15 protein-coding genes are annotated in these 19,421 nt (G+C 70.4%); 4 read left to right on the top strand and 11 right to left on the bottom strand.

Going from position 1 to position 19,421, the window contains the following annotated elements; genetic code table 11:
* Positions 1-54: 54 nt before the first annotated feature.
* The 4 genes from LT972_RS12070 to LT972_RS12055 form a co-directional block, all read right to left on the bottom strand.
* On the bottom strand, positions 55-1,224 hold the full coding sequence (locus LT972_RS12070) for a PGF-CTERM sorting domain-containing protein (protein ID WP_232570633.1): 1,170 nt from the start codon (positions 1,222-1,224) through the stop codon (positions 55-57).
* 96 nt (positions 1,225-1,320) lie between these two features.
* Entirely contained in the window at positions 1,321-2,271 is a 951-nt protein-coding gene (gene kdgK1, locus LT972_RS12065) for a bifunctional 2-dehydro-3-deoxygluconokinase/2-dehydro-3-deoxygalactonokinase (RefSeq protein WP_232570632.1), read from the bottom strand.
* A gap of 24 nt (positions 2,272-2,295) precedes the next feature.
* Positions 2,296-4,281, bottom strand: coding sequence for a DNA mismatch repair endonuclease MutL (gene mutL, locus LT972_RS12060; protein WP_232572612.1), 1,986 nt, complete (start codon positions 4,279-4,281; stop codon positions 2,296-2,298).
* Between the two features lie 85 nt (positions 4,282-4,366).
* On the bottom strand, positions 4,367-5,764 hold the full coding sequence (locus tag LT972_RS12055; protein ID WP_232570631.1) for an HTTM domain-containing protein: 1,398 nt from the start codon (positions 5,762-5,764) through the stop codon (positions 4,367-4,369).
* Positions 5,765-6,037: 273 nt separating this feature from the next.
* Here LT972_RS12055 and LT972_RS12050 point away from each other — a divergent pair, with 273 nt between their 5' ends.
* Together LT972_RS12050 and LT972_RS12045 are read left to right on the top strand one after the other, a co-directional pair.
* Positions 6,038-7,234 carry a glycosyltransferase family 2 protein gene (locus tag LT972_RS12050; RefSeq protein ID WP_232570630.1) on the top strand — a complete coding sequence of 399 codons (1,197 nt, stop codon included), beginning with the start codon at positions 6,038-6,040 and terminating at the stop codon, positions 7,232-7,234.
* A gap of 91 nt (positions 7,235-7,325) precedes the next feature.
* Positions 7,326-8,933: a long-chain-fatty-acid--CoA ligase gene (locus LT972_RS12045; protein WP_232570629.1), complete on the top strand. Its 1,608-nt coding sequence runs from the start codon at positions 7,326-7,328 to the stop codon at positions 8,931-8,933.
* A gap of 3 nt (positions 8,934-8,936) precedes the next feature.
* On the opposite strand, the gene mutS is transcribed toward LT972_RS12045, so the two are convergent.
* A complete protein-coding gene (mutS, locus tag LT972_RS12040; RefSeq protein WP_232570628.1) occupies positions 8,937-11,555 on the bottom strand; it encodes a DNA mismatch repair protein MutS in 2,619 nt (872 codons plus the stop codon).
* A 121-nt stretch (positions 11,556-11,676) separates the two neighbouring features.
* On the opposite strand from mutS, the gene LT972_RS12035 reads away from it, so the two are divergent.
* Positions 11,677-12,855: a YgdI/YgdR family lipoprotein gene (locus LT972_RS12035; protein WP_232570627.1), complete on the top strand. Its 1,179-nt coding sequence runs from the start codon at positions 11,677-11,679 to the stop codon at positions 12,853-12,855.
* On the opposite strand, the gene LT972_RS12030 is transcribed toward LT972_RS12035, so the two are convergent.
* Positions 12,856-13,869, bottom strand: coding sequence for an AIR synthase family protein (locus LT972_RS12030; protein ID WP_232570626.1), 1,014 nt, complete (start codon positions 13,867-13,869; stop codon positions 12,856-12,858). It lies immediately after the preceding gene.
* Between the two features lie 103 nt (positions 13,870-13,972).
* Between LT972_RS12030 and LT972_RS12025 the strand changes: the two genes are divergently transcribed.
* A complete protein-coding gene (locus LT972_RS12025; RefSeq protein WP_232570625.1) occupies positions 13,973-14,404 on the top strand; it encodes a hypothetical protein in 432 nt (143 codons plus the stop codon).
* Between the two features lie 21 nt (positions 14,405-14,425).
* Here the strand turns inward: LT972_RS12025 and LT972_RS12020 are convergent, their stop codons facing one another.
* The 5 genes from LT972_RS12020 to LT972_RS12000 all read right to left on the bottom strand — a co-directional run bounded on the left by LT972_RS12020 (position 14,426) and on the right by LT972_RS12000 (position 19,262).
* Positions 14,426-15,136, bottom strand: a complete 711-nt coding sequence (locus LT972_RS12020) for an ABC transporter ATP-binding protein (RefSeq protein ID WP_232570624.1) — start codon at positions 15,134-15,136, stop codon at positions 14,426-14,428.
* The gene (locus tag LT972_RS12015) at positions 15,129-15,902 is read right to left on the bottom strand and encodes an ABC transporter ATP-binding protein (RefSeq protein ID WP_232570623.1); all 774 of its coding nucleotides are present in this window, start codon (positions 15,900-15,902) and stop codon (positions 15,129-15,131) included. Before LT972_RS12015 ends, LT972_RS12020 begins: the two co-directional genes overlap by 8 nt.
* Entirely contained in the window at positions 15,895-17,031 is a 1,137-nt protein-coding gene (locus tag LT972_RS12010; RefSeq protein ID WP_232570622.1) for a branched-chain amino acid ABC transporter permease, read from the bottom strand. Before LT972_RS12010 ends, LT972_RS12015 begins: the two co-directional genes overlap by 8 nt.
* Positions 17,028-17,948, bottom strand: a complete 921-nt coding sequence (locus LT972_RS12005) for a branched-chain amino acid ABC transporter permease (RefSeq protein WP_390226329.1) — start codon at positions 17,946-17,948, stop codon at positions 17,028-17,030. The genes LT972_RS12010 and LT972_RS12005 overlap by 4 nt, the downstream gene beginning before the upstream one ends.
* An 81-nt stretch (positions 17,949-18,029) precedes the next feature.
* The gene (locus LT972_RS12000) at positions 18,030-19,262 is read right to left on the bottom strand and encodes an ABC transporter substrate-binding protein (RefSeq protein ID WP_232570620.1); all 1,233 of its coding nucleotides are present in this window, start codon (positions 19,260-19,262) and stop codon (positions 18,030-18,032) included.
* Positions 19,263-19,421: the final 159 nt, after the last annotated feature.

Genomic DNA, 19,421 nt, shown 5'->3' with positions numbered 1-19,421 from the left:
AACGATGAGAGCGCCAGCAGCCGAACCGTTCGAAAAGCGAGTCAGTCGAAGTCGTTACTCGCGGAGCGCGACGAGCGCCGCGCCGAGCACGGCGACGAGCGCCACGCCGACGCCGAAGCCGGGCACGCTGCCGCCCGACGAACCGCTCCCGTCGGAGCCGCTGTCGCCGCCGTCGCCGCCGTCACTCCCGCCGTCGCCCTGCATCTGGACGGTGCGCTCGGAGAAGTGGTTGATGGCGACGTACACGTCGGCCGACGCCTCCGCGCTGGAGGACTGCTCGACCATGTACTTCGAGGTGTCGCTACCGATGGCGCCCTCCAGTTCGCTGTACGAGGACGCCTGCGCGGCGGCCTCGCCGTCGACGGTCACCGAGATGTCCTCGGTCGCGCCGACCGCGGCCTCGGAGACGCTCGTCACGACGACCTTCCCCTCGGACGCGGCGCGGTCGACCGTGACGTTCACGGTGTTCTCCGCGGTCTGTTTCGTCTCGACGGACGTCTGCTGGCCGTACGTCACGGTGTCAGTGACGAGTTCGCCGTCCTGCTGTTCGACGTACACCTCGGCGGCCGCCTTGCCGGACGCGATGTACTCCTCGGTCTGCTCGTCGGTCTCGGTCTTCTCATCGGGGTACGACCGGAAGACGAGACGCGAGTCGCCGTCGAGTTTCGCGGCGACGTTCCCGTTCTCGTTGACGGTGACGGAGCCGTCACCGACCACGACGAACGTCCCCTTCGTGCCGTCCTCGGTCGTCACCTCGACCTGCTGGTCGGACTCCGCGGACGCCTCCGCGTTCGAGGAGACGTTCGCGACGACCGCCTGCCCGTTCCCGCCCGAGCGGACCACGAGGATGCCGTGGTCGTTGTCGTGGGCGGTCATCGACGCCGACCCCTCGGCGCCGATTTCGACGGCGGCGCTCGTCTGCGCGTTCAGCGAGAGCGCGCTGCCTTCGATGGTCGCGAGCGCGGAGAGGTCGAGGCTCCCGTCGAAGACCCCCGCCGCGTTCCCGGACGACCCGGACTGGACTTTCATGCTATCCAACACGGTCTCGCCCTCGACCTGGTAGTCGACGACGGCGCTGTCCTGCACGTCGAAGGTGACGTGCGTTCCGCTGTACGCGGACGCTTCCTGTGTTCCTGTCCCGTTCTGCGTGGCGACGGCCGCCGCGGGTACCGACCCGGCGACGACCAGCACCGCCATCGCGACTGCCGCGATTCGCGTGTTCATTGCATCTCGGGCCGGAGTGCCTGCCCGTGAAAACGCTTTGTGGCCACCTATCGGGGGTTAAATGAAGATTTTTGGCCGACGAATTGACAGGCGGGGTTACCTGTCGATGTCGGCGCCGTCGCCGGCGAGCACCGACTCGACTTCCTCGCGCGTGACCAGCGCCACGTCCCCCGGAATCGTGCGCTTCAGCGCCGCCGTCGCCGCGCCCCACGCGAGCGCGTCCTCGACGCTCCCGCCGTCGACGCGTTGCGCGAGGTAGCCGCCGACGAACGCGTCCCCGGTGCCGATTGCGTCGTGCGTCTCCGTCTCGAAGGCGCCCTGCCGGTACGCGTCGCCGTTCCGCACCGCGAGCGCGCCCTCGTCGCCGCGCGTCACGACGACGGTCCCGAACCCGAACTCGTCGGCGAGGCCGCGACCGATTGCCGCCGGCTTCCCCTCTCGTCCCAGCACGTCCCGAGCGTCCCGCTCCGCGACGAACAACACGTCGACGTCCGGGAACAGCGCTTCCAGCCCGTCGCGGGCGGTCTCGGCGTCCCAGAGCTTCCCGCGGTAGTTCACGTCGAACGCCGTCGTCGTCCCCGTCGCCTGCGCGTGCTCCAGCAGGTCTGCCGTCGTCTCCGCGAGCGTCTCGGAGAGCGCGGGCGTGATGCCGCTCGTGTAGAAGTAGCCCGCGTCCGCGATTCGGTCGGTCGCCAACTCTGCGAACTCCGCTGTCGTCACCGCCGCGCCCTCGCGGTCGTAGACGACGTTCGTCCCGCGGGGCTCGCCGCCCTGTTCGAGGTAGTAGGTGCCCTGTCGGCCGTCCTCGCTCCACACCACGTCGGGCGTCGTCCCCTGCGAGCGCAGGGTCGCCGTCACCTTCCGTCCGAGCGGCGAGTCCGGGAGTTTCGACAGCCACGCCGTCTCGGCGCCGAGTCGGCCGGCGTTCACGGCGACGTTGCTCTCCGCGCCCGCCGCGCGGAACTCCAACTCCGTCGCGCGCTCTAAGCGCTCCCGTCCGGGCGGCGAGAGCCGCAGCATCGTCTCGCCGAACGTCACGATGTCCATACCCCGCCCTACGCGTGGGGCGGCTTAGTTCCCAGCGTCCTCGCGGCGCCGCCCGCCGTGCCCGGGGTAGTCGCGCTCGAACCGGTCGGCGAGCTCGTCGCCGTCCACGCGAATCAGCGTCGGTCGGCCGTGCGGGCACGCGTAGGGGTTCTCGCAGTCGTCCAGTTCCCCCAGCAGCGCCACCACCGACCCCTCCGCGAGCGACGTGTTCCCGGTGACGGCGGGCCGACACGCCAAGTCCGCGAGGAGTTCGTCCGCGGCGTCGGCCACGGGGTCGCCGCCAGCGTCGGCCACGAAGTCCGCGAGCACGTCCCGCGCGAGTTCGGGGTCGAGCGCGTCCGCGAACACCGCCGGCACCGCCGACACCGCGGCCGTCCGCCCGGACAGCGACGCCTCGAACCCCAACTCGCGCAGGTCTCCGATTGCGTCCTCGAACACCGCCGCCTCGCCCGCCGTCAGTTCGAGTTCCACGGGTTCGACGAGCGTCTGGGACGCGCCGTCGGCCTGCTCCCGCAGGCGCTCGTAGTGGACGCGCTCGTCGGCGGCGTGCTGGTCTACCAACACGAGGCCGTCGTCGGCCTCCGCGACGACGTAGGTGTCGTGGAGTTGCCCGAGCACGCGCAGCGACGGCAGGCCGTCGAAGGACTCCTCGGGGTCGTCAGGCGCGAGGCGCGCGTTCTCGGTCGCCCCCTCGAAGGTCGGCGACGCGTCGGTCGAATCTGTCTCGTCGGCCGTCGCTGCGTCCCGAGTCGTCCCATCGCCCGACTCGCTCGCTGTTCCGAATTCGGCTTGCTCGCCGCCCGCGCTCCACTCGTCGGCGTCGTCGTCAGCATCCGGCACGTCCGCCGCTGCACCCGCGCTCGCTCCGACGCGTCCCGGTTCGACGCCCGGTTCGCGCTCGGTCGGCGAGTCGTCGCCGGACGCGCGCTCCGTTGATTCGTCGCCCGCCGAGGACGGCGCAATCTCCGTGTCCCCGGGCTTCGACGCGCCCCGGGGCGCCCGCGAGCGCACCAGCCCCGAATCGAGGAGCGCGTCCCGAACCGCGCCCTCGACGGCGCGTTTCACGCGGTCCTCGGCCTCGAAGCGCACCTCCATCTTGCGCGGGTGGACGTTCGCGTCCACGCCCTCGCAGTCCACGAACAGCACCGCGAACGGGTAGCGGTCGTTCGCGAGTTGGCCGCCGTAGCCGTCCAGCACGGCCTCGCGGAGCACCGCGTCCCGTACCGAGCGCCCGTTCACGAACGTCGCGAGGTACTCGCGGGTCGCCCGCGTCGTCTCCGGGTCGGACACGTAGCCGTGGACGCGCTCCACCGACCCCTCCGGGGACGCCTCGACCTCGCGCAGGGACTGGGCGACCTCCCGACCGTAGACGGCGAGCGCGGCGTCCCGAACGTCGCCGGTGCCGGTCGTCGCGAACACCTCCCTGCCGTCGTGGGTCAGCGACACCGCCACGCCGGGGTTCGCGAGCGCGTACCGCGTCACCGCGCGGTTCACGTGCGCGAACTCCGTCGCGTCCCGTTTGAGGTACTTGCGGCGCGCCGGCGTCTCCGCGAACAAATCCGTCACTTCGACCGTCGTCCCGGCGGGCCGGCCCGCGGGCTGGAGGTCGCCCGTCTCCCCGTGGTCGACGGTCAGCCGCCACCCCGAATCACCGGCGTCCCGCGGGCGCGTCGTCACCGTCATCCGCGAGACGGAGCCGATGGTGTACAGCGCCTCGCCCCGGAAGCCGAGCGTCGCCACCCCGTCGAGGTCGCTCGCGTCCCCGAGTTTGCTCGTCGTGTGCTGGCGCACCGCGCGTTCGAGGTCCTCGCCGGTCATCCCCCGTCCGTCGTCCGCGACGACGACGCGGTCGGTGCCGCCGCTCGCCACCGTCACGTCCACGCTCGACGCGCCCGCGTCGAGGCTGTTCTCCACGAGTTCCTTCACGACGCTCGCCGGGCGCTCGACGACCTCGCCCGCCGCAATCTGGGCGACCGTCGCGTCGTCCAGTTCCCGGATGCGCTCGGTCATCGCTCGCTCGCGCGGCCCGAACGCGTCCCCCCAGTCATTGCTCGGGGCCACGCGACCGCCGCGTATCAATCCCGCGCTCGGCGGGCTATCCCGTGCCTGGACACGACTGCTCGACGAGGTCGCGGCGCACGCCCTCGTCGGGCGCGTCGAGGCGCACGGTGTACTCGACGTAGTCGACGTCGACGCTCGCGAGTCGCCCGTCGCGCTCGCAGAGGTATCCCGCGAAGTCGTCGGCCAGCGCCTCGCTGCCGGGCTGTTGGAGGGTGAACAGGTACGTCCGCCAGCGCATCCCGTCGAACCCCCGCGCCATCGGGTCGACGCGCTCGCCGGACGCGAGCGTCCCCGTCGCGTCGTACTCGACGTACGCGTGCCGGGGCTCCGGCGCGAACATGTCCCACCGGTGCTCTCCGGGGTCGACGCCGCTCGCGCCCGGCACGTCGGCGTACCCGAGCGCGGCCGCGTTCCAGACGAGCACGCCCACGAGGAGCGCCGCCGCGAGCGCGCGGCCGGCCACGCTGACCGTCCGTCGGAGGCCGGGCGCCGAGACGCCGCGCGGCGCCGAGACGGCCGGTAGCACGTCGTCGAGGACCGCCGTCGGCGAGCGCGAGGGCTCGGGGAGGCGGTCCCAGACCGCCGGCGGGAACAGCGGGATGAGCGCGGCGGCCGAGATGAACGGGAACAGGCCGAGGTGCATCGTGGCGGCCATCCCGAGGTGTGCGACCGCGAAGGCGGCCGCCAGCGCGGTGCGCGCCCGCCCGACGACCACCAGGAGGAGCGGCGAGGCGACGAGCAGCGCGAGCCACCCGTGGGAGAGCGCGCCGAGCACCGCGGGGAAGTCGGCGAGGACGGCGCCGAACGCCGTCGTGTAGCCGCCGAGGCCGAACACGTACCGGATGGCGTCGCCGCCGAGCCACGCGTCCCCGCGGAGTTTGACCACCGCGTTGACCGCGTACACGACGACGACCTGCACGAGCAGGCCGGCCGTCGCGGCGCTCGCCACGTGCCCGTCGCGTCGCGCGCCGCGTCGCGCGTCGACCGACCAGCGCGCGCCCAGCGGCAGGAACACGCTCCACAGCAGGAGGCGGCGCAGAAGCGAGTCGCCAGCGCTCAACACGACGGGGTTGCGGGCGTGCAGCGACGCCAGCAACACGAGCGACGCGACGACCGCGAGCCGGGTGTGGTAGCCCGCGAGGACGGCGAGCGCCGCCACCGCGGCGAGCGCGAACAGCGCCGCCTGCACGCCGACCCCGCCGGCGGCGTGCAGCGAGAACTCCGCGAACGCCGCGTACTCCCCGCGGAGCGCGGCGACCGGGAGGACGCCCCGGTTCGTGTAGAACGCGACGAGGTGTCGCGCGCGGAACGCGAGGTCGGCGAGCAACAACACGCCGAGCGCGACCCGGAGCGCGGCGAGCGCACGCGCGTCTACGCCGACGCGCCGAGCGACTGCCGTCCGGAAGCGGGACCAAGTAGATTCGTCAGTCACGAGCGAGGGGGAGGTGTTCGGTGCGGGGCGCGATACGAATCCGTCTCCGCCGGGCGCTCTGATAAGTGTTCTGTGCGGCGGGCCCGAGGGTTTCGCCCGCTCGCGGTTCGGTCCTCCCCGCTCGCGCCCGACGGAGCGTGGCTCCGCCAGCACCGACCGCGCTGAAGCCGAATTTCACCCGCGTTAATTCGCGTTAATCGCGGGCGTCGCGCCCGCAACGCGGCTTCACGGCGTTCCCGGTTGAAGTGCGTCTGGCCGTTGGGGTCGGGTACGATGAGACTCGAACGACCCGCGCTCCTCGCCGCCGCCGGCGCGCTCCTCGTCGCCGTGCCGGGGGTGTTCCTCGGCGTGTCGCTCGGCCTGCCGGTGGGCGCACAGACCGTCTTCGAACTGACGCTGTGGGCGGCGACCCTGCTGTTCGCGGGCACCGCCGTCGTCTGGTTCGGCCTGACGTACGTCGTCGGCGCCGGCTACGAGACGCCCGACGGCGTCCACGGCGGCGACGACGTGCAGGTCCGCATCCTCACCATCGACTCGGCGGCCGTCGTCCAGCAGACCGTCGACTCGCTCCCCGACGAACTCGACGACGTCCACGTCGTCGCGGAGGACGCCATCGACGTGGCCGGCGCCTCCGTCCACGTCGTTCCCGACGACTTCGAGTGTGACGCCGTGCGGAAGGGCCGCGCCATCGAGTGGGCGCGCCGCACCCTCGACTGCGACCGCGAGTTCGTCCTCTACCTCGACGAGGACAGCGTCGTCGAGTCCTTCGAGGGCCTCCCGGACGCCGACGTCGTGCAACTCCGCGAGCAGCCCCGACAGACCGGCTCCGTGCTCTCGTACCTCGCGGACGTCTACCGGATGGGCGTCCAGCTCGAACAGCGCGCGTTCGCCCGCCTCTCCATCCCCCTGTTCGCGTGGGGCGGCGGCATCGCCGTCCGGCGGTCCGTCGAGGACGAGGTGACGTGGAACCGCGAGACGCTCGTCGAGGACACCGCGTTCGTCTGGTCGGCCGCCCGCCGGTTCGACCTCGACTTCGAACTCGGCCGCGTCACCTGCCGGAACGAGGCGCCGCCGAACCTCTACGAGATTCTCCAGCAGCGCCGCCGGTGGGCCGCCGGGAACGTGCGCGCCGCCGACCTCCTGCCCGTCCGGTACCGCGTCCTCACGCGCGTCCGGAACTACGCGTGGGCGCTCTCCCCCGTCGTCACGCTCGTGGCAGTCCCTCTCTCCCTGCTCGGCGTGACCGTCGTCCACGGCGGCCTGTTCGCCGCGGCGTCCGCCGTCCTCGCACTGTTCACCGCCTACTGGTATCTGCGCGGCGTCTCCTACTACGGGTCGTCGGCACTCCACTGGGCGCTCGCCGTCCCGCTCGCGCCCCTCGTCACCGTCGTCCACTCGATGGGCACCGTCGCCGGTATTCTCAGTCCACCCGCCGAGTTCCGCGTCACCACGAAGGCCGGCGGGAAGTGACGACCCGCGCCGCGGTCGGACCGCGGGTCGGCGTCAAGTCTTGGGAGCGACCCGAATGGATTTCACGAACGTCGGTGAACGTTTAGGGGAGATGGAGCGACCACTCCTCGTCACGGACTTCCTCGACCGCGCCCGCAAGTACTACGGCGACGAGACGGCCGTCGTCGCGACCACCGGCGAGCGCTACACGTACGACGAACTCGGCGACCGCGCCGACCGCTTCTCGGCGGTCCTCCAGTCCGCCGGCGTCGAACAGGGCGACCGCGTCGCCGTCCTCGACCCGAACACGCACTACCACCTCGAAGCCGCCTACGGCGCGATGCAGGCCGGCGCCGTCCACACGCCCCTGAACTACCGGCTGACACCCGAGGACTTCGAGTACATCCTGAACGACGCCGGCGTCTCGGCCATCTACGCGGACTACGAGTACGCCGAGAAGGTGGAGGCCGTTCGGGACGACGTGCCGGTCGAGACGTTCGTCACGAACGACGCCGACGCCGTCGAGGGCGACTGGCAGGACTTCGACTCCCTGCTCGCGGACGCCGACTCGGACTACGACCGCCCCGAGATGGACGAGGGCGACGTGGTCACCATCAACTACACCTCGGGCACCACGGGCGACCCGAAGGGCGTCTGTCGCACCCACAGAAACGAGACGCTGCACGCCTTCCTCGTCTCCTACCACCAGAACGTCCGGGACACGGACACCTACCTCTGGACGCTCCCGATGTTCCACGTCAACGGCTGGGGGCACATCTACGCCGTCACGGGCGCCGGCGCCACCCACGTCTGCACCCGCGGCGTCGACGCCGAATCCATCTTCGACACCGTCCGCGAGGAGGACGTCTCCTACCTCTGTGCCGCGCCGACGGTGCTGAACATGCTCCAGAACTACTACGACGACCACGACGTGGAAACCACTGGGAGCGCCGACGTGCGCGCCGCCACCGCCGGCAGCGCGCCGCCGGAGGCGACCATCCGCACCGTCGAAGACGAGTTCGGGTGGGACCTCGTCCACGTCTACGGCGCCACCGAGACCGGCCCCCTGATTACGACTTCCGAGGCGAAGCGCTTGCTCGACGACGAGAACCGCTACTCGCTGAAGAAACGCCAGGGCATCGGCTTCCTCGGCACCGAGGTCCGGGTCGTCGACGAGGACGGCGAGGACGTGCCGTGGGACGACGAGACCATCGGCGAAATCGTCGTCTCCGGGAATCAGGTGATGGAGGGCTACTGGAACAAGCCCGACGCGACGGAGGAGGCGTTCAACGAGCGCGCCGAGGGCTACTACCACATGGGCGACTTCGCCGTCGTCGACGAGAACGGCTTCGTCTCGATTCAGGACCGCAAGAAGGACATCATCATCTCCGGCGGCGAGAACATCTCCTCCATCGAACTGGAGGACGCGCTGTTCGAGCACGACGCCGTCAGCGAGGTGGCGGTCATCCCGTCGCCCCACGAGGACTGGGGCGAGACCCCGAAAGCGTTCGTCGTCCCCGAGTCCGGCGACCCCGACAACCCCGGCGTCACGAAGACCGACCTCGTGGAGTTCACGCGCGAGAACCTCGCCTCCTACAAGGCCGTCCGGCGCGTCGAGTTCGTCGCCGAACTCCCGACGACGGCCACCGGAAAAGTCCAGAAGTACGAACTCCGCGAGGAGGAGTGGGAGGACGAGGACTCGATGGTCGGACAGGGGTAACGGCTAGTCCTCCAACTGCGACTGCCAGTCCTGGACCTTCCCGAGGAGTTCGACGGGCGGCGTCTCGTTCACGTCGACGTCTCGGAGGTCGTCCAGCACGGCTTCGGCGTCCGAATCGAGCGCGCTCTCGAACTCGCTGCCGTCCCCCTCTGCGTCAGCCTCTGCTTCCGCGAACTCGCCGCTGTCCACGTCGAAGACGGCCTGCACGGACTCGCTCGCCGAGCCCTTCGCCTCCACGGCCTTCTCCTCGCGCAGGCGGTCGAGCACGTCACGCGACCGCTCCACCACCGGGTCCGGGACGCCCGCGAGGTCGGCGACGTGGACGCCGTACGACCGGTCGGTCGCGCCCTCGCGGACGGTACGCAGGAACGTCACGTCGCCGTCACGCTCTTCTGCGGCGACGTGGACGTTCGCCACGCCACTCAAGTGGTCGGCGAGCGCCGTGAGTTCGTGGTAGTGCGTCGCGAACAGCGCCTTCGCGCGCACCTCGTTGTGGAGGTACTCGGTCGCCGCCCACGCGATGCTGATGCCGTCGTAGGTCGCGGTGCCCCGGCCCACCTCGTCGAGAATCACGAGCGAGTCCTCCGTGGCGGCGTGCAGGATGCGGGAGAGTTCCTGCATCTCGACCATGAACGTCGACCGGCCCTGCGCGAGTTCGTCGAGCGCGCCGACGCGGGTGTAGATACCGTCAACGAGACCCACTCTGGCCGAGTCGGCGGGCACGAAACTGCCGACCTGCGCGAGCAAGACGACGAGCGCGACCTGCCGCATGTAGGTGGACTTCCCGCTCATGTTCGGCCCGGTCACGACCTGAAACCGCCGGCCGTCGCCGAAGCGCGCGTCGTTGGGCACGAACTCGGTGGTCTGCTCGACGACGGGGTGGCGGCCCGCCTCGATGTCGAGGGCGTCGCCCTCGGTGAGTTCCGGCCTGACCCAGCGGTTCGCGGCGGCGTGCTCGGCGAGGCTCGCGAGCGCGTCCAGTTCGGCGAGCGCGCGCCCCGCGTCTTGGAGGAAGCCGGCGCACTCGCCCACCCAGTCCCGGAGTTCCTCGAACAGGCGGTACTCGAGGTCGGCGCGCTCCTCCTCGACGCGCAGCACCTCGCGCTCGCGGGCTTCCAGCGCCTCGGTGGTGTAGCGCTTCGAGTTCTTCAGGGACTTCACCTCGCGGTACTCCTCGGGGACGGCGTCGGTCTCCGAGCGCCCGACCTGCAGGTAGTAGCCGTCGGTCTTGTTCCGGTCGACCTGCAGGTGCGTGACGCCGAGGCGCTCCTTCTCGCGGTCCGCGAGGCCGTCCAGCCACTCGCGGTGTTCGCGGTGCTCGGCGAGTAGCGCGTCGAGTTCGTCGTCGTAGCCCTCGCAGAGCAGGCCGCCCTGCCGGAGCGTCTTCGGCGGGTCCTCGGCGAGCGCGGTTTCGAGTTCTTCCCTGACGCCCGCCAGCGCCTCGCGGTCCACGCGTTCGAGGACGTCCCGCGCCGGCGAGTCGGCGAGGGCGGGGTCGGTCGTCAGCGCGTCGGCCACCTCGGGGACGAGCGCGAGCGTGCGACGCACGCGGAGGAGGTCGGTGGCGTCGGCGCGCCCGCCGGCGGCCTTGCTCGCGAGGCGTTCGAGGTCGTAGGCGTCGCCGAGCGCGTCACGGAGCGCGTCCCGCGCGAGCGGCGCGTCGGCGAGCGCACCGACCGCCTGTTGTCGGCGCTCCAACTCCGAGCGGTCTCGAAGCGGTCGGGTCAGCCACGCCTGTAGTCGACGACCGCCCGCGGCCGAGACGGTGTGGTCGAGCGCGTCGAACAGCGACCCCTCGCCCTCGCCGGCCATCGTCGCCGTCAGTTCGAGGTTGCGCTGGGTGGTGGCGTCGAGTTCCACGTGGTCGTCGGCGCGGTAGGGCTGGAGGCGCGTCAGCGACGCCAGCACGCCCGCGTCGGTGTCCGCGACGTACGCGAGCGCCGCGCCCGCCGCCCGGACTGCCGGACTCCCCGCGTCGACGCCGAGGCTGTCGAGCGCGCCGTCGCCGAACTGGTCGCGGACGGCGTGAGTCGCCTTGCCGGGCGCGAACGCGCCGGCCTCGTGGAGCGTCAGCGTCGCGTCGGCGCGCTCCCGGAGTCGCGCGAGGAAGTCGTCGTCGCCCCGCAGGTCGGGGCCGGGCAGGACTTCCTCGGGCGCGAACCGGTAGAGTTCGGTGAACGCGTCGGCCTCGCCGTCGGCGTCGGTGACGTGGAACTGGCCCGTGGTCACGTCCACGAACGCCAGCCCCCAACCGTCGTCTCGCACGACGGCGGCGAGGTAGCGCGCGTCGGCGCCGGTGGCTTCGAGGAGCGTCCCCGGCGTCGCCACTCTGGTGACTTCCCGCGTGATGTCGTCGGCGTCGTCCTCGCGCTGGTCGGCGATGGCGACCCGGTGGCCGCGCTCGACGAGCGCCGCGACGTACGGCGTCAGGTCGTCCACCGGCACGCCCGCCATCGGGTACGACGACCCGTGGCTGGACTTCTCGGAGACCTTCAGGTCGAGCGCGTCGCCGACCCGCCGGGCGTCCTCCGCGAAGAACTCGTAGAAGTCACCGACCTGCATCGCGAGCAGGTCCGCGTCCGTCTCCGCCTTCAAATCGAGGAACTCCTCGACTATCCCCATGACTCCCTCGGTCGCATCGGTGCGTGCTGGGTCTGCCGCGGACAAGAACCCACCGAACCCGCGGTCGCGCGGCCCGCGAACCACCGCAATCCGTTAGTGACTGCTGGCCGAACTGGCGTCCATGACCGGTCGCCGCCTCAGCGCCGTCCTCGCGTGCGCGCTCCTCGTGCTCGCCGGGTGTACCGCCCCCACGCCCGCGCAGACCGGCGGCCCCGACGCGGACCCGTCCGCGAGCGACGGCGAGACGGCGACCAGCGACGGCCCGCCCGAGTACGTGACCGTCGACGGAGACCTCTCCGTGGACGCGAACCGCACCTTCGAGCGCGTCGAATCGCTGGTCGGCGAGACGTACCCCGGAACGCGGGTGGTGGTACGGGACCTCACGACGTACAAGTCCTCGAACCTCGGCGGGATTCCGTTCTTCCGCACGCTCGGCGTCTCGAACCCCGCGCTCGACACCGACCAGCCCGCGGGCCTGACGACGCTCGACGGCACCGTCTACATCTCGCCCGCCAGCGCCGGCCCCGCTCGCACCGAGCAAGTGCTCGCCCACGAGTTCGCGCACGTCGCGCAGGTCCGCGAGGAGATGGTGCCGTGGTTCGGCTCCCTCTCGCTGGGCCGCACGTCCCTCGACGAGCGCTTCGCGCGCCGCGCGCTCGTGGAGGGCGGCGCGGTCTACGTCACCGACGCCTACACCCGCGAACACCTCCCCGAGACGCAACTCCAGTCGGCGCACATCGCCGCGCGGTACGCGAACGGGACCTCCGGGAACCGCGTCGTCTACTCGCAGTACCACTTCGGCGTCCAGTACGTGAACGCCACCATCGACGACACCGCCGACCTCGCGAGCGTCTACGACGACGCCCCGGAGACGACCGAGAACCTCCTCCACCCCGAGACGCCCCGCGACGACCTCGCGCCGCTGGACGTGACCACCCAGACTGCGGCCTACGAGCGCGTGCAGTCCCCGACCGGGTGCGCCGGTGAACTGTTCGTCCGCATCGCGCTCAGAGAGACCGCCGGGAAACGGGCTGCCGTCGAGGCCGCCGAGGGCTGGGGGAACGACCGCGTCCTCGTCTTCGAGACCGGGAGCACGCGCTCTATCGCGTGGGTGACGCGCTGGGATTCGACCGAGGACGCAGACGAGTTCGCCGCCGCCTCCCGCACGCTCGCCGACCAGAACGCGAGCACCGCCTACCGGACGTCGCGCGTCAGCGAAAATACGGTCGTGTTGTTCGCGGGCACCGAGTCGTTCGTGGCGTCCGCCGAAGCGTCGGGGAACGTCACCGTCTCGGCCTGACTACGCCCAGAACTGTTCTCTCGCGCGCTGGTAGGCCGGCCACAGCGGGTCCGAGTCGGGTTCGGGGAGCGCGTCGCCGTCGACGGTGACGCCAGCGCCGGATTCGACGACGCCCGCGTCCGCCGCCGGAATTCCCTCCTCGGCGAGCGCCGCGAGCACGCCACTCACCGACTCGGGTTCGACCGTCAGCACGACCGTGCCCTCGCTGGAGGCGCTCCACGGGTCCACGCCGAAGTAGTCACAGACCTCGCGGACGCCCGGCGCGACCGGCACCGCCTCGCGGTCGACTGCGAGTGCCACGTCGCTCGCGGCCGCGAGTTCGTGGAACCCGTTGGCGAGGCCGCGCTCGGTCGCGTCGTGCATCGCCGTCACGCCGCCCGCGGCCGCCGCGGTGAGCGCGTCCCGGACGGGGCTGGCGTCCCAGAACCGCTCGCGGGCCGCGTCGACGGTTTCGGCGTCGAGCGGGAGGTCGTCGCCGAACAGCGTCCCGAGCAGGCCCGTCGTCTCGATGGCGGGGCCCTTCGTCACGACGACGCGGTCGCCGGAGCGCGCGCCCGTCGGCACCACGAGGTCCGCGGGGTCGCCGACCGCGAGCGCGGTCGCGCCGCCCACCGTCGGGAACGCACAGCCCTCGTAGGTGCCGGTGTGACCGGTCGTCAGACTCGTCCCGAGGTCGCGGGCTTCGCGGTCGAACACGCTCCAGATGTCGTCGAACGCCTCGGTGCTCGTGCCCGGCGGGAGGTTCAGCGTGAGCGCGAGGTGCGCCGGCGGCAGGCCCGACAGGGCCACGTCGCTCACAGCGATGTGGAACGCGAACCACGCCGCGCGCTCGACGCCGAGTTCCCGCATCACGAACACGGGGTCGGCGGCCATCGCCACCACCGAGTCGCCCACGTCCACGACGCCGAAGTCCGCGCCGTACGTCGGGCCGAGGCGCACGTCCGCGCGGTCGGCGCCCGTCCGACCGGCGACGTGGTCGGCGAAGAACTCGCGGCTGGCTTTCCCGTCGTCCATACCCCGGCTTGGCGGCCCACCCTCAAGTAGGGTGGCGGAGTCGCCTTCCCACCCTGCGAGACCCACCCCCACGATTACCGTGTCCGGAGTCGTACACGTACTCATGAGTCTCGCCGCTACGCCCGCGCAGTCGCTCCGCCCCGGCGTCCTCGCCGTCCCGCTCGCCGTCTGGCTGGTGATGGCCGTGCTCGCCGTCGCGAACGGCGTCTTCCGGGAGACCGTGCTGATTCCGCGGATGGACGACTACCTCGCGCACGTCCTCAGCACGCTGCTCCTCGTGGCGATGATTCTCGCCGTCACCGCCGCCTACTTCTGGACGACGGCGACGGCCTACACCGACCTCGAACTGCTCGCCGTCGGCGCCGCGTGGACCGTCGCGACCGTCGGCTTCGAGTTCCTCGTCGGGTACGCCGAGGGAACGCCGGTGTCGGTCACGCTCGGCCAGTACGACGTGTTCGCGGGACAGGTCTGGATTCTCGTCCCGCTCGCGCTGTTCGTCTCGCCGTATTTGTTCGGGCGCGTCCTCTCGGCCTGAAAATCGGTGTCGGGCGCGGCGTCAGCCCCCGAGGTAGAGTTGGCCGACTTCGGGGTTGTCCAGCAGGGCGTCGGCCTCGTCCTCGAAGCGCACGGTGCCTTGGTCGAGGACGTACCCCCTATCGGAGATACCGAGTCCCTCGACGGCGTTCTGCTCGACCATCATAATCGCGGTGCCTAGGTCGTTCACCGTCTGGACGTTCTCGAAGACGTCCTCGACGATGTTCGGCGCGAGACCCGCCGACGGCTCGTCGATGAGCAACACGTCGGGGTCGGTCATCAGCGCGCGAGCGAACGCCAGCACCTGTCGCTGGCCGCCCGACAGCGTCCGCGCCTTCGCGCCGCGCTTGTCCGCCAGCAGGGGGAAGCGCTCGCAGAGCCGGTCGATTGTGTCGTCCAGCCCCGACTCGCGGGAGACGCCGCCCATCCGGAGGTTCTCCTCGACGGTCATCGACGAGAACACGTTCTCTATCTGGGGGACGTACCCCATCCCCTGTCGCACGAGCGTCGCCGGGTCGACGCCGGTGATGTCCTCGCCCGCGAACGTCACCGACCCCTCCCACGGCGTCAACAGGCCGAACACCGTCTTCAGTACGGTGGACTTCCCCGCGCCGTTCGGCCCGATGAGGCAGACGATTTCGTCGTCTTCGAGGTGCATCGAGAGGTCGTCTAGGACCTGCACGTCGCCGTAGCCGGAGTCGACGCCGTCCACCGAGAGAATCGGCTCAGTCATCGCGACCACCACCGAGGTACGCCTCGATGACGCGCTCGTCGGACTGCACTTCCTCGGGCGTCCCCTCCATCAGCACCGCGCCCTGATTCAGGACGACGATGGGGTCCGCGAGGTCCATGATGAACCCCATGTCGTGTTCGATGACGAGAAACGAGATGCCGTCCTCGTTCAGTTCCTCGATGATGGCTTTGAGTTTGTTCGCGAGCGTCGGGTTCACGCCCGCCACCGGTTCGTCCAACAACAGGAGGTCGGGGCCGGCGAGCATCGCGCGCGCCAACTCCACGAGTTTGAGTTGGCCCCCCGAGATGTCGGTCGCGGGCTGGCGCGCGAGGTGGTCGATTTCGAAGCGCTCCAGCAGTTCGTGGGCGCGTTCGAGGTTCTCGCGTTCCTCGTCGCGGACCGCGCTCGGACTCGTGAACAGCGGGACGACGGACTCCCCGAGTTGGTGTTGGGGACCGACCAGCATCGCCTCCCGGACGGTCATTCCCTCCAGTTTCTTCGGCGTCTGGAACGTCCGCACGAGGCCGGCGTCAGTCACCTCGTGTGGCTCCCGGTCGGTCACGTCCGTCTCGTTGACGAACACGCGCCCCGAGTCCGGCTCGTAGAACCCCGACACGAGGTTGAACAGCGTCGACTTCCCCGCGCCGTTCGGGCCTATCATCCCGGTGATGGTGCCGCGTTCGACCTCGATAGAGACGTCGTCGGTGGCGGTCAGGCCGCCGAACGCCTTCCGCAGGTTCTCGGTTCGCAGGACGGGGTCAGTCACGCGACTCACCCCGCTTCGCGCTCGGCCACACGAGTTCGTCGCGTGGCGGCAGCAGGCCCTGCGGCCGGAACCGCATCACGGCGACGATGAGCAGGCCGACGGCGAGCAGGCGGAACGACGCGCCGAGGCCGATGAACCGCGAGCCCTCGACGATGGCGACGAGCACCGCGCCGCCGAACAGCGCGCCCCTGTTGGACCCGCTCCCGCCGAGAATCACCGCAATCCACGCGTAGAACGTGAAGATGGGGTCGAAGATGCCCGGCGTCAGGAAATTCTGGGAGAACGCGTAGAACACGCCCGCGAACATCATCACGACGCTCCCGAGCACGAACGCCTGCATCCGGAACGCGAACGTGTTCTTCCCGAGTGCCTCTGCGAGGTCCTCGTCGCTCCGAATCGTCCGGAGGACCCGGCCCCACGGCGACCGGTGAACGCGCCGCAGGACGACGTAGGAGGCGAGGACGAACGCGGCGACGAGCGCGAAGTTCAGGAGGTTGCTCCAGAACGGCACCGCCAGCCGGTAGATGCCGAGTTCGACGACGGGCATCGACTGCGGGAACGTCTCCAAGAAGGGGATGCCCTCGAAGAACGACGGGATGCCGCCGACGCCCGCGGTGCCCCGCGTCCACTCCGACTGGTTCCGGAAGACGAGTCGAACCACCTCGGCGAGGCCGAGGCTGGCGATGGCGAGGTAGTCCTCGCGCAGACTCAGCGTCGGCACGCCGATGGCGAGCGCGAGCACCACCACGACCCCGATGGCTATCGGGAGTCCGACGAGCGGTGGGTAGCCGCCCGAAATCGGGGAGCCGCTGGCGGACAACAACACGGGGACGTAGGCGCCGATGCCGAAGAACGCGGCGACGCTGAAGTTGATGAGGCCGGTGTACCCCCACTGGACGTTCAGGCCGAGCGAGAGCAGGCCGTACATCGCCGCCAGCGACAGCAACGACAGCAGGTACGCGGGGTTCACGAGGCCGACGAGCACGCCCAACAGGAGCAGGCCGGCGGCGGCCGCGATGCCGTACGTGACGATGCGCTCGCTGAACGGCGCCCCCTCGTCGTCGCTCGCCTCGAAGGCCGTCTTCGTGTCCTCGCCGCCGCCCTCGCTGTTCTCGCCGGTGTCGCTCATCCGCCGTCACCTCCGGCGATGCCGCGCGGGCGAACCAGCAACACGAGCACCATGATGACGAACGCGATGGCGTTCGCGTACGCCGGCTTGATGGGGATGCCGACGTCCGAGAGCACGGGCGTGAGGCGGTTCAGCATCCCGATGAGGAAGCCGCCGGCCATCGCGCCGTAGACGCTCCCGATGCCGCCGAGGATGACCGCGGCGAACACCACCAACAGGAGGTCGAAGCCCATGCGCGGGCCGAGTTGGTTGAACAGCCCGAGGAACACGCCGGCGGCGCCCGCGAGGCCCGCGCCGATGACCCACATCGACGTGATGACGCGGTCGGTGCGGATGCCCGAAATCTTCGCGAGGTCCTCGTTGTCCGCGGTGGCGCGCATCTTCCGGCCGAGCGTCGTGTACTGGAGGAGGAGGTGGAGGCCGACGACGAGCACCGCGGTGACGACGACGATGGCGAGTTCGTGTTCGGTGAGCGTGACGCCCGTGGCGTCCTCTATCCACGGAACCGGGCGGAGAATGTCGACGTCGTACTCGCGGAAGTCGTTGCCGAACTGGAGTTGAATCGCGGCGCGGTAGACGAACGCCACGCCGATGCTCGTGATGAGCATCCCGATGGAGTCCGTGTCGAGGGGGCGGTAGACGACAACGTGCGTGAGCACGGCGACGACGGCGGCGACGGCGATGCCGGCGACGAGCGCCGCGTAGAACCCCACGGGGAGTTCGAGAATCTCGGGGCCGGCGGTGCCGACGGCGCCGAGCGTGACGAGCGCGGCGTACGCGCCGACGCTCATCGTGTCGCCGTGCGCGAAGTTCGCGAAGTTCGCGATGGAGTAGACCAGCGACAGGCCGATGGCGCCGAGCACGATGATGCTACTGAACACGAGGCCGTTCGCGAGGTAGTTCAGGAGTTGGGGCACGTAGTCGAGGGCGCCCTGCGCGACCGGCACCGGGAGTGCGGCGACCGAGGCGAGTCCGGCGAGGCTGTGGAGCATCGGGGGTTACTCGCCGGTGACGAAGCCGACCGACTCGTAGGCGTGGTCGGCGACGTTGAATATCTGGAGGTACGCCACCGGGTCGCCGTTCTCGTCGAAGTCGATGGGGCCGCTGACGCCCTGGTAGTCCACGTCGCTCGCGCTCCCGTCCGCGAGGATGTCGCTGGCGGCCTCGAAGGAGAACGCCTCCTCGCCGGACGGGCGGGTGACGTCCCGCACGACCTCCGAGAGCGCGCTCCCCGTGAAGTCGTCGGCGGCCCGAATCGAGAGCGCGGCGGTGACGACGCAGTCGTAGGCGTACGCCGACCACGCGGTCGGCGCGCTGCCGTACTCCTCCTCGAACCGGCTGGCGAAGGACTGGTAGTTCTCCTGGTCGAGCGCGGCGCTCGGCGCGACGATTTTCATGTCCTCCAGGCTCCCCTCGGGGGTGTTGTCGAGCACTTCCGGCCCGCGGACGGAGTCGGCGCCGTAGTACTGGGCCTGGTCGTCGACGCCGCTGGAGTAGGCCTCCTGGGCCATCGTCGTGAACTCCGGCTGGTAAGTGATGAACAGCCACGCGCCCGCGTCCGTGTTCGCCATCTGGCTCACGACGCTGGAGTACGACGCCTGCCCCTGGTCGTGGCTGGCGTTGTAGACGACTTCGCCCTCGTAGGCGTCGACGAAGGCGTCCTTGATGCCGGAGCCGTAGTCGTTGTTGATCCACGTGACGGCGACCGAGTCGTGGCCGTCCTCGGCGATGATTTCGGCGAGCGCGGTTGACTGCGTGCGGCCCGTCGGTGACATCCGGAGCAGGCCGGGGAAGTCGGTGAGTTGCGGGCTCGTGGAGTTCTGGGACAACTGGACGACGTCGGTCCCCTGGATGACGCTCTGGTAGATGGCGAGCGTGACGCCGGAGCCGACGGCGCCGATGACGAACGGCACGCCGTCCTGGTTCACGAGTTTCTGGGCGGCGCTCACGCCGGGCTGTTGTTGGCTCTGGGAGTCCTCGACGATGATGTCGAGGTCGCGGCCGCCGATTTGGACGTCGTTGACGTCGGCGAGCGCGAGTTCCATGCCGCGCTGGTTCCGCTGCCCGAACGCGGACAGCGACCCAGTCCGGGAGTCTACCATCCCGATAGTGTACGCGCCCCCGCCGCCACCGCCGCCGAGGTCGATGCAGCCGGCCGTCGCGGTGAGTCCGGCGATGCCGCCCGCCTTCAGTACGTCGCGGCGTGACAGCGAACCGATTTCACGTGACATGATAACACATCTATAGTGGACTTCTCTCGTATATACGATTTGTCCCTAAATGCGGTCTTTAGGCGCTGAATTACTCGATTAGTGGGGAATTAACGATCCGATGGGCCGGCTGTCGGTCCCGCGTCGACCCTGCCGAAAGTCAAAGCCCTTTACGTGCCG

The organism is Halobacterium litoreum (assembly GCF_021233415.1).
GTDB classification, from domain to species: domain Archaea; phylum Halobacteriota; class Halobacteria; order Halobacteriales; family Halobacteriaceae; genus Halobacterium; species Halobacterium litoreum.
This window is presented reverse-complemented; position numbering and strand designations above follow the sequence as displayed.

What these genes read in the sequence shown, in the direction of transcription:
- LT972_RS12070 (WP_232570633.1), bottom strand. Translation starts at nt 1,224, where the DNA reads ATGAACACGCGAATCGCGGCAGTCGCGATGGCGGTGCTGGTCGTCGCC.
- kdgK1 (WP_232570632.1), bottom strand. Translation starts at nt 2,271, where the DNA reads ATGGACATCGTGACGTTCGGCGAGACGATGCTGCGGCTCTCGCCGCCC.
- mutL (WP_232572612.1), bottom strand. Translation starts at nt 4,281, where the DNA reads ATGACCGAGCGCATCCGGGAACTGGACGACGCGACGGTCGCCCAGATT.
- LT972_RS12050 (WP_232570630.1), top strand. Translation starts at nt 6,038, where the DNA reads ATGAGACTCGAACGACCCGCGCTCCTCGCCGCCGCCGGCGCGCTCCTC.
- LT972_RS12045 (WP_232570629.1), top strand. Translation starts at nt 7,326, where the DNA reads ATGGAGCGACCACTCCTCGTCACGGACTTCCTCGACCGCGCCCGCAAG.
- mutS (WP_232570628.1), bottom strand. Translation starts at nt 11,555, where the DNA reads ATGGGGATAGTCGAGGAGTTCCTCGATTTGAAGGCGGAGACGGACGCG.
- LT972_RS12035 (WP_232570627.1), top strand. Translation starts at nt 11,677, where the DNA reads ATGACCGGTCGCCGCCTCAGCGCCGTCCTCGCGTGCGCGCTCCTCGTG.
- LT972_RS12030 (WP_232570626.1), bottom strand. Translation starts at nt 13,869, where the DNA reads ATGGACGACGGGAAAGCCAGCCGCGAGTTCTTCGCCGACCACGTCGCC.
- LT972_RS12025 (WP_232570625.1), top strand. Translation starts at nt 13,973, where the DNA reads ATGAGTCTCGCCGCTACGCCCGCGCAGTCGCTCCGCCCCGGCGTCCTC.
- LT972_RS12020 (WP_232570624.1), bottom strand. Translation starts at nt 15,136, where the DNA reads ATGACTGAGCCGATTCTCTCGGTGGACGGCGTCGACTCCGGCTACGGC.
- LT972_RS12010 (WP_232570622.1), bottom strand. Translation starts at nt 17,031, where the DNA reads ATGAGCGACACCGGCGAGAACAGCGAGGGCGGCGGCGAGGACACGAAG.
- LT972_RS12000 (WP_232570620.1), bottom strand. Translation starts at nt 19,262, where the DNA reads ATGTCACGTGAAATCGGTTCGCTGTCACGCCGCGACGTACTGAAGGCG.